At 36.7% G+C, this 13,564-nt stretch carries 15 protein-coding genes; 13 read left to right on the top strand and 2 right to left on the bottom strand.

Features of this window, described 5'->3' with window-relative positions; genetic code table 11:
• The first annotated feature begins 11 nt into the window (after positions 1 to 11).
• The 6 genes from BLS20_RS03660 (at position 12) to BLS20_RS03635 (ending at position 4,745) form a co-directional block, all read left to right on the top strand.
• Positions 12 to 1,370 (top strand): FtsW/RodA/SpoVE family cell cycle protein, encoded by a 1,359-nt coding sequence (locus BLS20_RS03660; protein ID WP_242870517.1) that lies wholly within the window; start codon positions 12 to 14, stop codon positions 1,368 to 1,370.
• Positions 1,371 to 1,407: 37 nt separating this feature from the next.
• A complete protein-coding gene (locus BLS20_RS03655; protein WP_090172602.1) occupies positions 1,408 to 2,796 on the top strand; it encodes a peptidoglycan D,D-transpeptidase FtsI family protein in 1,389 nt (462 codons plus the stop codon).
• 74 nt (positions 2,797 to 2,870) lie between these two features.
• On the top strand, positions 2,871 to 3,305 hold the full coding sequence (locus BLS20_RS03650; protein ID WP_090172315.1) for an NUDIX hydrolase: 435 nt from the start codon (positions 2,871 to 2,873) through the stop codon (positions 3,303 to 3,305).
• Positions 3,306 to 3,323: 18 nt separating this feature from the next.
• Positions 3,324 to 3,629, top strand: coding sequence for a hypothetical protein (locus tag BLS20_RS03645; RefSeq protein ID WP_090172313.1), 306 nt, complete (start codon positions 3,324 to 3,326; stop codon positions 3,627 to 3,629).
• A 5-nt stretch (positions 3,630 to 3,634) separates the two neighbouring features.
• On the top strand, positions 3,635 to 4,345 hold the full coding sequence (locus BLS20_RS03640; protein ID WP_143010220.1) for a hypothetical protein: 711 nt from the start codon (positions 3,635 to 3,637) through the stop codon (positions 4,343 to 4,345).
• On the top strand, positions 4,329 to 4,745 hold the full coding sequence (locus tag BLS20_RS03635) for a GerW family sporulation protein (RefSeq protein WP_090172309.1): 417 nt from the start codon (positions 4,329 to 4,331) through the stop codon (positions 4,743 to 4,745). The genes BLS20_RS03640 and BLS20_RS03635 overlap by 17 nt, the downstream gene beginning before the upstream one ends.
• A gap of 162 nt (positions 4,746 to 4,907) precedes the next feature.
• Here the strand turns inward: BLS20_RS03635 and rpmB are convergent, their stop codons facing one another.
• Positions 4,908 to 5,093, bottom strand: a complete 186-nt coding sequence (gene rpmB / locus BLS20_RS03630; protein ID WP_090172307.1) for a 50S ribosomal protein L28 — start codon at positions 5,091 to 5,093, stop codon at positions 4,908 to 4,910.
• A 200-nt stretch (positions 5,094 to 5,293) separates the two neighbouring features.
• Here rpmB and BLS20_RS03625 point away from each other — a divergent pair, with 200 nt between their 5' ends.
• Genes BLS20_RS03625 through recG form a run of 3 tightly spaced genes read left to right on the top strand, consistent with a single transcriptional unit; the run spans position 5,294 to position 9,446 of the window.
• Entirely contained in the window at positions 5,294 to 5,656 is a 363-nt protein-coding gene (locus BLS20_RS03625) for an Asp23/Gls24 family envelope stress response protein (protein WP_090172305.1), read from the top strand.
• A 14-nt stretch (positions 5,657 to 5,670) separates the two neighbouring features.
• Positions 5,671 to 7,353, top strand: a complete 1,683-nt coding sequence (locus BLS20_RS03620) for a DAK2 domain-containing protein (protein WP_090172303.1) — start codon at positions 5,671 to 5,673, stop codon at positions 7,351 to 7,353.
• Between the two features lie 11 nt (positions 7,354 to 7,364).
• Positions 7,365 to 9,446 (top strand): ATP-dependent DNA helicase RecG, encoded by a 2,082-nt coding sequence (recG, locus tag BLS20_RS03615; RefSeq protein ID WP_090172301.1) that lies wholly within the window; start codon positions 7,365 to 7,367, stop codon positions 9,444 to 9,446.
• 84 nt (positions 9,447 to 9,530) lie between these two features.
• Here the strand turns inward: recG and BLS20_RS03610 are convergent, their stop codons facing one another.
• Positions 9,531 to 11,273 (bottom strand): Rqc2 family fibronectin-binding protein, encoded by a 1,743-nt coding sequence (locus tag BLS20_RS03610; protein ID WP_090172299.1) that lies wholly within the window; start codon positions 11,271 to 11,273, stop codon positions 9,531 to 9,533.
• Positions 11,274 to 11,447: 174 nt separating this feature from the next.
• Between BLS20_RS03610 and BLS20_RS03605 the strand changes: the two genes are divergently transcribed.
• Genes BLS20_RS03605 through rpoZ form a run of 4 tightly spaced genes read left to right on the top strand, consistent with a single transcriptional unit; the run spans position 11,448 to position 13,564 of the window.
• Positions 11,448 to 12,326 (top strand): YicC/YloC family endoribonuclease, encoded by an 879-nt coding sequence (locus BLS20_RS03605; protein WP_090172297.1) that lies wholly within the window; start codon positions 11,448 to 11,450, stop codon positions 12,324 to 12,326.
• A gap of 8 nt (positions 12,327 to 12,334) precedes the next feature.
• On the top strand, positions 12,335 to 12,601 hold the full coding sequence (locus BLS20_RS03600) for a DUF370 domain-containing protein (protein WP_090172295.1): 267 nt from the start codon (positions 12,335 to 12,337) through the stop codon (positions 12,599 to 12,601).
• On the top strand, positions 12,594 to 13,229 hold the full coding sequence (gmk, locus tag BLS20_RS03595; protein WP_090172293.1) for a guanylate kinase: 636 nt from the start codon (positions 12,594 to 12,596) through the stop codon (positions 13,227 to 13,229). The genes BLS20_RS03600 and gmk overlap by 8 nt, the downstream gene beginning before the upstream one ends.
• Positions 13,230 to 13,234: 5 nt before the next feature.
• A complete protein-coding gene (gene rpoZ, locus BLS20_RS03590) occupies positions 13,235 to 13,564 on the top strand; it encodes a DNA-directed RNA polymerase subunit omega (RefSeq protein WP_090172292.1) in 330 nt (109 codons plus the stop codon).

Raw genomic sequence — 13,564 nt, 5'->3', positions numbered from 1 at the left:
CAGAGGAAAAAATGCGTAAAATTTATGGACGGCAGACAGGTTTTATGTTTCTGATCCATTTACTTGGAAACGTTCTGATTATTATGAACGAAAAAGAATTAAAATATTTTATTTTTTATCTGGCACAGCTTGCGCTGATGATTATCTTTCTGATTTTGTACACAAAAATATACAAAAAGGCATCCAGATTGGTTGTTAATAATATGTGCATGCTGATGATTATTGGATTTATCATGCTGACGAGGCTGGAGTTTGAATCTGCGCTTAGACAATTTGAAATCGCTGTTGTTGGACTTGTCCTTACATTAATCGTTCCACTACTGATTCGAAAGGTAAAATTTTTCAAAAAACTGACATGGATTTATGCCGGAGTCGGAATCGTCTTTCTTGCAGCGGTTAAAGTGATGGGAACAACAAGTTATGGCGCACAGTTATCGATAAATTTCGGCAGCGTATCCTTGCAGCCGTCTGAATTTATCAAAATAATTTTTGTGATGTTTGTTGCTTCTATGCTTTATGAATCAACAGAATTCAAGCAGGTTGTGAAAGCTACAATTGTTGCAATCATTCATGTTGGAATTTTGGTTCTTTCTACGGATCTTGGAGCGGCACTTATTTTCTTTGTGGCTTATCTTGTTATGTTGTATGTGGCAACCAGATCCCCAAAATATATTGGAGCGGGACTTGGTGTCGGTGTGATTGCTTCTTTGGTAAGTTACAAATTGTTTGCACATGTTAGAAACCGTGTGATTGCATGGCAAGATCCATTGGGTTCCTATTCGGGGAGCGGATATCAGGTTTCACAGTCGCTTTTTGCGATTGGAACCGGAGGCTGGGTAGGACTTGGGCTTTATAATGGAATGCCGGAATCGATTCCGGTTGTAAAGCAAGACTTTATCTTTTCTGCAATTTCAGAAGAACTTGGCGGAGTATTTGCCATATGTATTGTTTTGGTCTGCGCCAGCTGCTTTTTGATGTTTCTAAATATTGCGTTACAGATTAAAGATCAGTTTTATAAATTGATTGCGCTAGGCCTTGGTACTGTTTATGGTTTTCAGGTATTTTTAACAATCGGCGGTGTTACAAAATGTATTCCGTCAACCGGAGTTACATTACCGCTAGTGAGTTATGGTGGCAGTTCTTTGCTTAGTACACTGATTATATTTGCTATCATCCAGGGATTATATATTTTAAGACAAGACGAAGGAGCTTTGTATGAAGTCACAAAGAACAAATCGGGCCGAAAAGCACCGCAGGATATCAGAATCGAACCAGAGACAGAAAAATCGTTATCAGACAGACGAACAACAAATAGAACAAAAAAGAAAAAACATAAAGGGTTCGAGACGCAATTCGAAAATCTCGACTAATCGAAATCTCGAATTTGGCGTTATAGCTTATGTGTTTGTGGCAATTTTTATTATTTTAATTGTATATTTTGCATATTTTATGATTATGAAGAGTGATGAGTACGTAAATTCTTCATACAATCCGCGTTTGGATACTTTTTCAGAAACGGTAGTTCGAGGTAGTATTCTTACAGAATCCGGGGATGTGTTAGCCCAGACAGAAGTTGATTCGGAAGGTAATGAAACAAGAGTATATCCATATGATAATTTGTTTGCTCATGTGGTTGGGTATTCAACGAATGGAATGGCCGGATTGGAACTTGCGGAAAACACCTATATGTTGCGTAGCCATAGTAGTTTGGTTGAAAAAGTTGTTAATGATGTAAAGGAAGAAAAGAGTCAAGGCGATAACATTATTACGACTTTGGATACTTCTATTCAGGAAGCGGCTTATGAGGCTCTTGGGGATTATGATGGAGCAGTAGTAGCTATAGAGCCGGAAACCGGTAAAGTGATTGCAATGGTATCAAAACCGGATTATGATCCAAATACCATTGCACAGGATTGGGAATCTCTAACATCTGAGGATAATGATAGTTCGCAGCTTCTTAATAGAGCAACGCAAGGTCAATATCCGCCGGGATCGACCTTCAAGATTATAACAGCTTTGGAATATCTGATTGAGAATGATAATAATTATGAAGATTATTCTTATACTTGTACCGGAAGTACCACTATGGGAAATAAGCAATTGAAATGTTACCAGGGTGAAGTGCATGGTAGTGTTGATTTGGCAGAATCCTTTGCAGAATCATGCAATACTTCATTTGCAAATATGGCACTTGATTTTGACAAAAGTGATTATATTTCTTTGTGTGATAAAATGCTTTTTAATCAAAAGATTGATTTTACATTATCTACAGTGGCTTCGAGCTTTTCGTATGAAAAATCAGATGGAGACGCTATGCTAATGCAGACTGCAATCGGTCAAGGAGAGACATTGGTAACACCTCTTCATATGGCGCTGATTGCCGCTTCAATTGCAAATGACGGAGTAGCATTAAAGCCTTATTTGGTTGACAGCATTGAAAGTTATGACGGAAATGTTGTGGAAGAATATGAGGCAGAGGAATATGCTACCCTTATGACGCAGGAACAATCCGAAATTTTAGAAACATTTATGCGCAAAACCGTTAAAACGGGAACTGCTTCTGCGTTGCTTGATAATGAATATAAAGCATATGGAAAGACGGGAACCGCCGAATTTAATAGTAGTGGTGATTCGCATGCCTGGTTTGTGGGATATGCAACGAAAGAAGGAAAAAAATCAATCGCAATTGCGGTTATAGTTGAAGATTCCGGAGCCGGAAGTAAATATGCCGTACCTGTAGCTGATGAATTGTTTGATGCTTATTTTGCATCTGATATTTCGGATGAAGAAGATTAGCTCTTTCTTGCGAACGAACTTTAGTTGGAGTATAATTCTATTAACATATGAAAACCGCGTCAGGAGGTTTTGCAATGATAGAAGCTACAAGTTGTGGTGGCGTTGTAATTTTTAGAGGCAAGATTTTGCTTTTGTATAAAAAATACCGCAATAGATATGATGGATGGGTACTTCCGAAGGGTACTGTAGAAGCCGGTGAGGAGCATGAAGAGACCGCACTTAGAGAAGTAAAAGAAGAAACAGATGTTAGAGCAGATATTGTAAAATATGTAGGAGTATCTGATTATACATTTTCAACAGCAGAAGATACGATTCATAAAAGTGTTCATTGGTATTTGATGAAGGCTAAGAATTATTACAGTAAGCCTCAAAGAGAGGAATGCTTCGTTGATTCCGGATATTATAAGTTTCACGAGGCGTATCATTTGCTTAAATTTGCTAACGAGAAACAGATTCTAATAGAGGCTTACCAACAATATCAGGATTTACGTAAAGGTCATCTTTGGTAGAAGCTTGAGGGGCTTATTATGAGAAGTGTGAAGCAGATTTATACGCTAGGGTTTCTAGAAGAGCAGATTGATGAACTGCTGAAGATGATTCTACATGGTGATGCAATTGGGAATCTTTATCTTGTCATGCTTGGCAAGAGAAAAGAAGAACCAATTGTAATTTATCCTGCTTGGATGTCTGTAGCACATCTTATAGAAGAAGATGTGCTTGTTGGATTTGCAGACGGAAAAGAGAATGCTTTTCGACTGGTTGAAAGTATTATTTCTGATATATATGAAGAAACCTACGATGTTAATGTAATAGAATACTTTCAAAATAAATAAAAGGTTTGGTTATTTATATGCCGATGGAACTTACTGCTTTATGCCTGGTCGGTTATATCTTGCTGATAGTGCTTGCGGTTATAATTGTCATGGTATTACTTCTTTTGTTTTCGCCATTTCGATATGAATTAGATGCGAAAGTGAAAGAAGAAATAAGTGCAAGATTCAAAGTACGGTTTTTGGCCGGGATATTTGAATTTGCTCTTGTTTATAAACAGGAACAATTATTGATGCGCATAAGGTTATTAGGCTTTAAAAAAAGACTGAAGAAAAAAGAAGATTCGAAAAAAGATAAAAAGAGTACCCCAAAAGACTCAAAAAATAATATTTCGGATACTATTAAGAATTTTTTAGCTTTTGTTTCGGATAAAGAAAATAGAGGACTTGTTAAGTATATACTTCCTAGAGCATTTAAACTGCTTAAGAAAATTGCACCGGATGTCATAAAAACGAATTTTGATTTTTCTTTGGGAAAGCCGGATCGAACCGGATATTTAACGGGAGCTATAAGTCTGATTCCAATTGTTTATATGTATGATATTCATGCATATCCGGATTTTGACTCTGAACAGATGTATTTAAAAGGGATTATACATATTCAGGGAAAGATTCATATTATTTATTTATTGGCATTTGCGATTGGTTTGTTAAAAAATAAAAAAATAAGAGAAGTAATTAAAAAAATTAGGAGGAGTAAAGATGGCAGAAAAGGATAGTTTGTTTTCCGACACAATGGATTCGTTAATGAAGGGTATGAACGGCATGTTGTCTACGAAAACAGTAGTGGGAGAAGCGATTCACATTGGCGATACCATCATTCTTCCATTGGTAGATGTTTCGTTTGGAGTAGGAGCCGGGGCATTTCAAAAGCAAGATAGTTCGAATGGCGGAGGCGGCATGGGCGGCAAGATGTCCCCAAGTGCTGTTTTGGTGATTCAAAATGGAAGTACTCGATTAATTAATGTAAAAGAACAAGATGGAATCACGAAATTGCTTGATATGGTTCCGGATTTTGTGGCACGTTTTACCGGTGGTCATAAGAAATCATATTCAGAAGATGCTATGGAATGTGCAAAAGAAGAGATGGAAGAAATGCTTGATGATTCCGTTAATTAAGCAAAAAAGAAAGCTTGTACCGACTTTTAAAAGTTAGAGAGATAATCTAATAATGAAAGTCGGTATTTTTTTACAAAGTTTGAAAATATAAGATTCGTATAATTAAGGATAAAAAAAAGAGACTGTTGAATAACAGTCTCTCTTATAGCTTCATTTCTAAGATTATGCTCTTTCTACTTTGTTAGATCTTAAGCATGATGTACAAACATACAATCTCTTAGGAGTACCGTTCACTTTACATCTAACGGATTTGATGTTTGATTTCCACATTCTATTCGTCTTTTTATGTGAATGGCTGACATTGTTACCGAAATGAGCGCCTTTTCCGCAAATAGCACATTTTGCCATTTTAACACCTCCTTGTTCATCACACTAAACCCGACTCATATATGTCGAGCTCACAACATGATTTATTCTAACAGAACTGATAGGGGAATGCAAGAAAAAAATTACGTTTTTTATAAAAAGATAATTTATCTGTTTCTTTTTGCGCCAAAAAAATGTATAATATACTCTGATTAAATCTGTAATAATAAGGAGGGACCGTCATGGCAAATAGCGGTGAAATGAATACAAAGCTTGGTAAAATTACTGTAGATCCACAGGTTATTGCTTCATATGCTGGAAGTGTGGCAGTGGAATGCTTTGGTATTGTTGGTATGGCAGCCGTTAATATGAAGGATGGCATTGTTAAATTATTAAAGAAGGATTATTTACATCACGGCATTAATGTGATGATTCAGGATAACAAAATTGTATTGGATTTTCATGTGATCGTAGCATACGGTGTAAGCATTAATACAGTAGCAGATAATTTGATTCATACTGTGAAATACCAGGTAGAAGAATTTACCGGTATGGAGATTGAGAAAATTAATATCTACGTTGAAGGCGTTAGAGTAATTGACTAAGGAGGATAATAGTCTTGAGTACGAATTCGATTGATGCTGCTATGCTTAGCAAGATGTTTCTTGCTGCAGCTAAAAATCTTGAAGCAAAAAAAGAATGGATAAATGAATTGAATGTATTTCCGGTTCCGGATGGTGATACCGGTACAAATATGACAATGACCATTGTTTCGGCAGCAAATGAAGTTGCCGCATTAAACAAACCGACTATGGAAAGTCTTGCGAAAGCAATTTCGTCTGGTTCTCTTCGGGGAGCGAGAGGAAATTCGGGTGTTATTCTTTCGCAGCTCTTTCGCGGTTTTACTCGTGTAATCAGTAATTATGATAAATTGGATGTCACAATTTTGGCAGAAGCAGCGCAAAGAGCGGTAGAGACTGCTTATAAAGCTGTAATGAAGCCAAAGGAAGGAACCATTCTTACGGTTGCGAAGGGTGCTGCTAAGATTGCAGCTGATTTGATTCATGATACACAAGATGTAGAAGAATATCTTGCCGCAATTATTGAAGAAGCAGAAGCTGTTTTGGCAAAAACACCTGATATGCTGCCGGTATTAAAAGAAGCAGGTGTTGTGGATTCTGGCGGACAAGGACTTGTTGAAGTTTTACATGGAGCGTATGATGCGTTACTTGGTAAAGAGGTTGATTATTCGGTTGAAGGAATTGCAACTTCAAGTAAGGTTGTTAAGATTACACCTGAGACAGAAGCTGAAATTAAGTTTGGTTACTGTACAGAATTTATTATTGTTTTGAATCAGCCGGTGACGGATGAACGTGTTAATGAATTAAAAGATTTTCTTGAGAATATCGGTGATTCTATTGTAGTTGTCGCAGATGATGAAATTATTAAGATTCATGTTCATACGAATGATCCGGGTGTTGCAATCACAGAAGCTTTAACACTTGGTTCTCTTAGTAAAATTAAAATTGATAATATGCGAGAGGAACATCAAGAAAAGCTAATTAAAGATTCACAGGCGATTGCTGCTAAACAGGCAGAAGAAAATAAAAAACGTCATGAAGCAAATACACAAAAAGAATTAAAAGATTATGGCTTTATTTCTGTGTCTGTTGGAGAAGGAATCAAACAGATTTTTAAAGACCTTGGGGCAGATTATATCATCGAGGGCGGACAGACGATGAATCCAAGTACGGATGATATTATGACTGCAATTGAGCATGTAAATGCAAAAAATATTTTTGTATTTCCTAATAATTCGAATATCATTCTTGCAGCAAATCAGGCAGCTGAACTTACGGAAGATAAGAATATTATAGTGATTCCGACAAAGACAGTTCCGCAAGGGATTGTGGCGCTGATTAATTATATGCCAGATCAAAGTGTAGAGGAAAATCAGGAGATTATGCTTGAAGCAATCTCACAGGTTAAGTCTGGTTCTGTGACCTATGCGGTCCGAGATACAACAATAGACGGCAAAGAAATCAGACAAGATGACTATATGGGAATTGGGGATGCCGGAATCTTATCGGTTGGTACAGACATGGTAGAGACTTCTTTAGAAATGATTCGTAATATGGTTGATGAGGAGTCAGGCCTGATTGGCGTGTATTATGGCGAAGATGTGAAATTGGAAGATGCACAGAAGTTTGCTGAAACTTTAGAAGATGAATTTGAAGATTGTGAAATTGAACTCCAATATGGAGGTCAGCCAATTTATTATTATCTGATTTCTGTTGAATAAAGGAAGTATGTATGAATTTAGATTCTAAAATTACACAGATAAAAGGAGTCGGAAAAAAAACTGAAGAATTATTTGAAAATCTGGGAGTATACACCGTAGGTGATATGCTCCTTAATTTTCCACGTGAATATAAGCTTTATCCGCATCCGCTAAGTCCCGGGGATGTATATTTGACGATGCAACAAAATCCTGCTCTAATCAAAAAAGAATGGGCGGTAGAGGTAAAAGCGGTAAAATCTCCTGTTGTTCGTGCGGGAAGAAGAACTTCTGTAACAGTGCTTTCCTTAAAGCACAATTTACTAGATGTCGAAGCGGTATGGTTTCGAAGTGATTTTTTGCGTTCGGTTATAAAAGCTGGACATCGTTATATCTTATATGGTAAGTGTGAAATAGATCATAATCGATTGAAAATCACACAGCCGAAAGTTTTTTCAAAGGAGCAATATCAGATTGCATACGAAAATCGCCTTATACCAGTATATCGACTTACAAAAGGATTAAAGCAGCATCAGATTATAAAAGCAATTCAAAATATTTTTGAGGATGATATTGAAATCATAGATTGGATTCCGGAAGAAATTCGAAAACATTATGGCTTTCCGAATAGAAGAGAAGCTATTTATCAAATGCATTTTCCGGACTTTGAAGATAAAAATATAGCAGCGCAAAAACGATTGGCGTTTGAAGAATTCTTTTTGTTCTTGCTTTCCATAAAGAGTAATGAACAGTTTCAGGGGAAAGAAAAAAGTGAATATAAAATAAATACAGATGAGGAGTGGCAACGGGCATTAGATTCTCTTTTGTTTCCGCTGACAAACGATCAAACAAAGGCATTAAATGAAATATTGATGGATATGCAATCGGATTACAGAATGCAACGACTTTTAGAAGGTGATGTAGGATCGGGTAAAACGATTGTCGCATTTTTGTCGATGTTGGCTGTAGCTTTTGCAGGATGGCAATCTGCACTTATGGCACCAACTGAAGTTTTGGCACGCCAACATTATGAAACATTTAAAAAATTGATAGAAGATATGGGCTTGGCAGATGAAATTCCGGTGATTTTGCTTGTGGGTTCTATGAGTGCAAAAGAAAAACAAGATGTTTACGAGTGTATAGAATGTATGCCTACGGCCATGATTATCGGAACACATGCTTTGATTCAAGAAAAAGTCAACTATCAAAATCTGGCTTATGTGGTGACGGATGAACAACATCGGTTTGGTGTAAAGCAACGTGAAGCTTTTGGGAATAAAGGGATGCATCCACATATACTTGTTATGAGTGCTACACCGATACCAAGAACGTTGGCTTTAATTCTATATAATAATATAGATATATCCAGGATTCTCGAAAAGCCGGCAAATCGATTACCAATCAAAAATTGTGTGGTAGGAGATAGCTATTTGCCTGCAGCCTATAAATTTATGAAAGAGCAGATTGAATTCGGCCACCAATGCTACGTGATTTGCCCTATGATTGAGGAAAATGAAGAGTCACAGGTGCGAAGCGTAGAAGAAGTGGAAAAAATGCTTCGAGAACAATTTGAGGATTCCATTGCGATTGGAGTTATGCATGGCAATTTGAAAACAAAGGAAAAAAATGATGTGATGCATGCATTTGAATTGAACGAAATATCAATACTGGTTTCCACTACGGTGGTGGAAGTAGGAGTAGATGTTCCAAATGCAACGATGATGATGGTTTTCAATGCTGAACGGTTTGGTCTTGCACAGCTTCATCAGCTGCGTGGAAGAATCGGAAGAGGGGCAGCGCAAAGTTACTGCGTGTTTTTGTCGGATTCTTCGAAAGCAAAAGAACGATTGGAAATATTAAATAAAAGCAATGATGGTTTTCAAATTGCAGATGAAGATTTGAAGCAAAGAGGTCCTGGTGATTTTTTTGGAGAAAGGCAAAGTGGAGATATGGGGTTTGGTATGGCAGATCCTTATCGGGATAGCGATATGTTAAAAGAAGCTGCGAAATGTGCGACGGAACTGTTGCAAGTTGATCCTAAATTATTAACACATAAGCTTTTAAAAGCACAGTTAGAACGTTATCGTTTAAACATGGCTGATAATTTAAACATTTAACAGCATCGAGGCACAAGACTCTTTTTTGAGTTTTGTGCCTCTTTGATAAAGGGTGAATCAAGCTTAACCTTGGCTTGCTGTCTATTATTTGATTAAAGTTAATTTTTGGATATCAGGTGCGATGGTCATGGAATAATTTGTGTAATAAATGACAAAACCGGGTTTTGCACCATTTGGCTTTTTGACTTCTTTTTTTATCACGTAATCAATGTCTACTTTTTGAGAAGTGCGTCCATTTGAATAATAAGCGGCCAAAGCTGCAGCTTCTTCATAGGCGGTATCCGACGGTTCTTCGCCATTTGGGCATCGAAGAATCACATGCGAGCCCGGCATTCCTTTTGCGTGGAACCACCAATCACCACCATTTGCAAAGTGGAATGTTAATTCGTCATTTTGATAATTGTTTTTTCCAACATAAACATCATATCCATCGCTTGTTCGATAATGTAATGGCTTGGATTTGCGACTCTTTTGCTTGGAATTAGAGCGTTTATGGATGTAATTGTTATCAAACAATTCGTCTCTAATCATAGCAAGATCTTCTTCCGAGGTCGCCAAATCAAGACTTGTTAAAATACTTTCAAGATGATCGATTTCGGCTTGTGCTTCTTTTAAAAGCGTTGTTAATGCTTCGAAGGTTCGTTTTTGCTTATTGTATTTATCGAAATAACGCTGTGCATTTTCCTGAGGAGTTAAAGAGGAATCTAATCGAATGGTTACTTCCTCGTCCGTATAATAATTAGTACATATGAGCTTATCACAACCTTCTTCTAAATGATAACCGTAAGTATTAATTAATTCTCCGTAGATTCTAAATTGGTCACGTTTTTTGGTATCTTTAATTTGACGGTTTTGAAGTTGCAACTTTTTTTTGTTACGTTCTAAAGCGGTTGTAACTATTTTTCGTAAATCGGAAGTCTTTTGACGCATTCTTGTATATAAATCACGACTCGAGTAAAAGGTTTCAAGAGCTTTAGAAATGGATTCGAACGAGGTACACTTCAAATCGCCGTATTGTGTTAAGGTAAGAGAAGAAAAGTCAAGAGGGATTTCGTTTTCGTAAACGATATTGGGATTGAATATGCCTTCTTGAATTTCTTCGATCATTAATTCAAATTGGTGGTAGAGATGTTGCTGTTCTAGATCTGACAATGAACTGGTAGAGCAATCGGCATCAAGCGAAGCACGAAAGCAAAGTTCGTTGGCAATTAAGGGACTGATGCCGGTATAAGCGTTGTAAATCGCTTTAAAAAGAGGCATTCCCTTTGCTATAACGCGATTATGAAAATCTTCAAAATTAATAGAAAACACACTTGCTTTTTCTTGCATATTAGGAACAAAATATTCTCGACCCGGTAACACTTCACGCACAGAACTTACGAAAGCGGATATGTGTTTGATACTGTCGATGATTTTACCATTTTCGTCTGTGAAAATCAGATTAGAATGTTTGCCCATAAGTTCCGCAATTAATTTCTTGTGACATAAATCGCCAAGTTCGTTTAGATGTTCGATTTCGAAGATAATGATTCGTTCTAAATCGGGTTGATGGATATGAACAATTCGCCCATTGGAGATATGTTTCCTAAGAAGCATACAAAAATTGGGGGCAGTCATAGGACTGGGCTTGTTTTCCTCCACAAAATAGATAAGCGGAAGAGAAGGGCTTGCAGACAAATATAATCTTTTTGTTCCATTGCTTTTGGATTTACATGTTAATAATAATGCGTCCTTTTCGGGCTGGGCAATTTTACTTATGCGAGCACCGATTAACAGATCTTGAAGTTCCTTTGTAAGATTATGGACAACGATTCCATCTAGTGCCATACCAAATCTCCTTTTTAACTGATACTATATCTCTTAATATTATAATAAAAAAGTTAAAAATAACAAGAATAACAAGAATTTCAAGATTATAATTTGACTTAAAATCATGAATTGCATATAATAAATTGATATATATAATTACTAGTATTATGCAATTGAAAAGGAAGCAAAAACATGATTAAAAGTATGACAGGATTTGGACGCGGAGAATCTATTGATGAATATCGAAAGATTACGGTCGAAATCAAAGCGGTGAATCATCGTTACCTTGACCTGAACATCAAGATGCCAAAGAAACTGAACTTTTTTGAAAACAAGATTCGAGGAGTGCTGAAAGACTACATCCAGCGTGGTAAGGTGGATGTATATATCACATATGAAGAATACCTCGATCAGACACTTTTGATTAAGTACAATAAAGAAGTTGCAGCTCATTATATGGAAAAATTTGAACAGATGGCTGCGCAATTTGGAATTGTAAATGATGTAAATGTTGCGGCGCTTTCGCGATATCCGGATGTAATCGTAACAGAGGAGCATCCCGAGAATGAGGAGCAGCTTTGGCTTCACTTACAGCCTGTATTGATGGAGGCAACGGACAATTTTGTGAAAAGTCGAGAAGTTGAAGGGGAACAACTTCAAACAGACTTGGCTTTGAAATGCGACGCTATGTATGAAAAAGTTCTTGATATAGAAAAAAGAGCTCCTCAAATTATTGAGGAATATAAAGCAAAACTGTTAGATAAAGTTGCTGATTTAATGGAAAATAATGAAATTGACGAATCACGAATAGCTGCAGAAGTTACAATTTATGCGGACAAAATTTGCGTTGATGAAGAAATTGTACGATTAAAGAGTCATATAAAAGCGACAAAAGATGCGCTTTTCGACTCAGATAGTGTTGGAAGAAAGCTTGACTTTATTGCGCAAGAGATGAATCGGGAAGCGAATACGATTTTGTCGAAATCGACAGATCTTGCAAGTAGCGATACCGCCATTTATCTTAAAACGGAGATTGAAAAGATTCGTGAACAGATTCAAAATATCGAGTAGGGTTGACTATGTTTGTAAATATTGGGTTTGGTAATATTGTAAACACGAAAAAGATAATAGCTATCATTTCGCCTGATTCTGCGCCCGCCAAGCGACTTTTGCAGTCTGCAAAAGAAAAATCAGCTGTGGTTGATGCAACGCAGGGAAGACGTACCAAAGCAGTTTTGGTCATGGAAAATGATTATCTTGTGTTATCTGCACTTCAGCCGGATACAATAGCCGGCCGAATTGAGGGGAAAAACATAGAAAATGGAGATGCATCAGACGATGAATAAAAAAGGCGTATTAATTGTTATTTCAGGATTTGCCGGAGCTGGAAAAGGATCGATTGTAAAAGGACTCCTTGAACATTATCCTGGCAAATATGCTTTGTCTACTTCTGCAACAACCAGAAGTCCAAGGCCGGGTGAGAAACATGGAAAAGAATATTATTTTTTATCCGTTGAGGAATTTGAAGAAATGATACAAAAGGATTCCTTGATTGAATATGCCAATTATGTTGGAAACTATTATGGAACACCTAAAGAATATGTTATGAAACAGCTAGAAGACGGACAAGATGTAATTCTTGAAATTGAAGTTCAAGGAGCATTAAATGTCAGGAAATCATTTCCGGATGCGTTACTTTTGTTTGTGACACCGCCAACGGCACAGATTCTTGAACAAAGACTTACCGGAAGAGGCACGGAAACGGCTGCGGTTGTAAAGCAACGCATGAAACGTGCATATGAGGAATCACAGATGATGAAAAAATACGATTATCTGATTGTAAACGATTCCCTTGAAGATGCAATTAAACAAACGCATAGTATTATTCAAAATGAACATTTAAAAATAAGTCAGAATTGTTCATTTATTAAAGAAATTGAAACACAATTAAATGATTTTTATAAAGGAGAGTAAATATTATGATTCATCCATCGTATGTAGATTTAATGAAAGTAGTTAATGAAGAAAGCCATAACATTGGTGAAGAACCGGTTGTAAACAGCCGTTATTCGATTGTGCTTGCAACTGCAAAAAGAGCGCGTCAGATTATTGCCGGAGATGCTCCGATGATTGAAAATGCAAATATTAAAAAGCCACTTTCTGTTGCAGTAGATGAGTTAAAACAAGGCTATGTAAAGATTTTGAATGAAGAAGAAGCAATGGAAATGAAAGAAAAAATAAATGAAGCTTTAGAGAATTCAGATTATGTTGTTGAGCAAGATGATTCAGTAGATCATAACGAAGAATAA

It is taken from the genome of Eubacterium oxidoreducens (assembly GCF_900104415.1).
In the GTDB taxonomy this organism is placed as follows: Bacteria; Bacillota; Clostridia; order Lachnospirales; family Lachnospiraceae; genus Eubacterium_C; species Eubacterium_C oxidoreducens.
The sequence above is the reverse complement of the archived record's forward strand: the minus strand, read 5'-3'. Positions and strand labels throughout refer to the sequence as shown.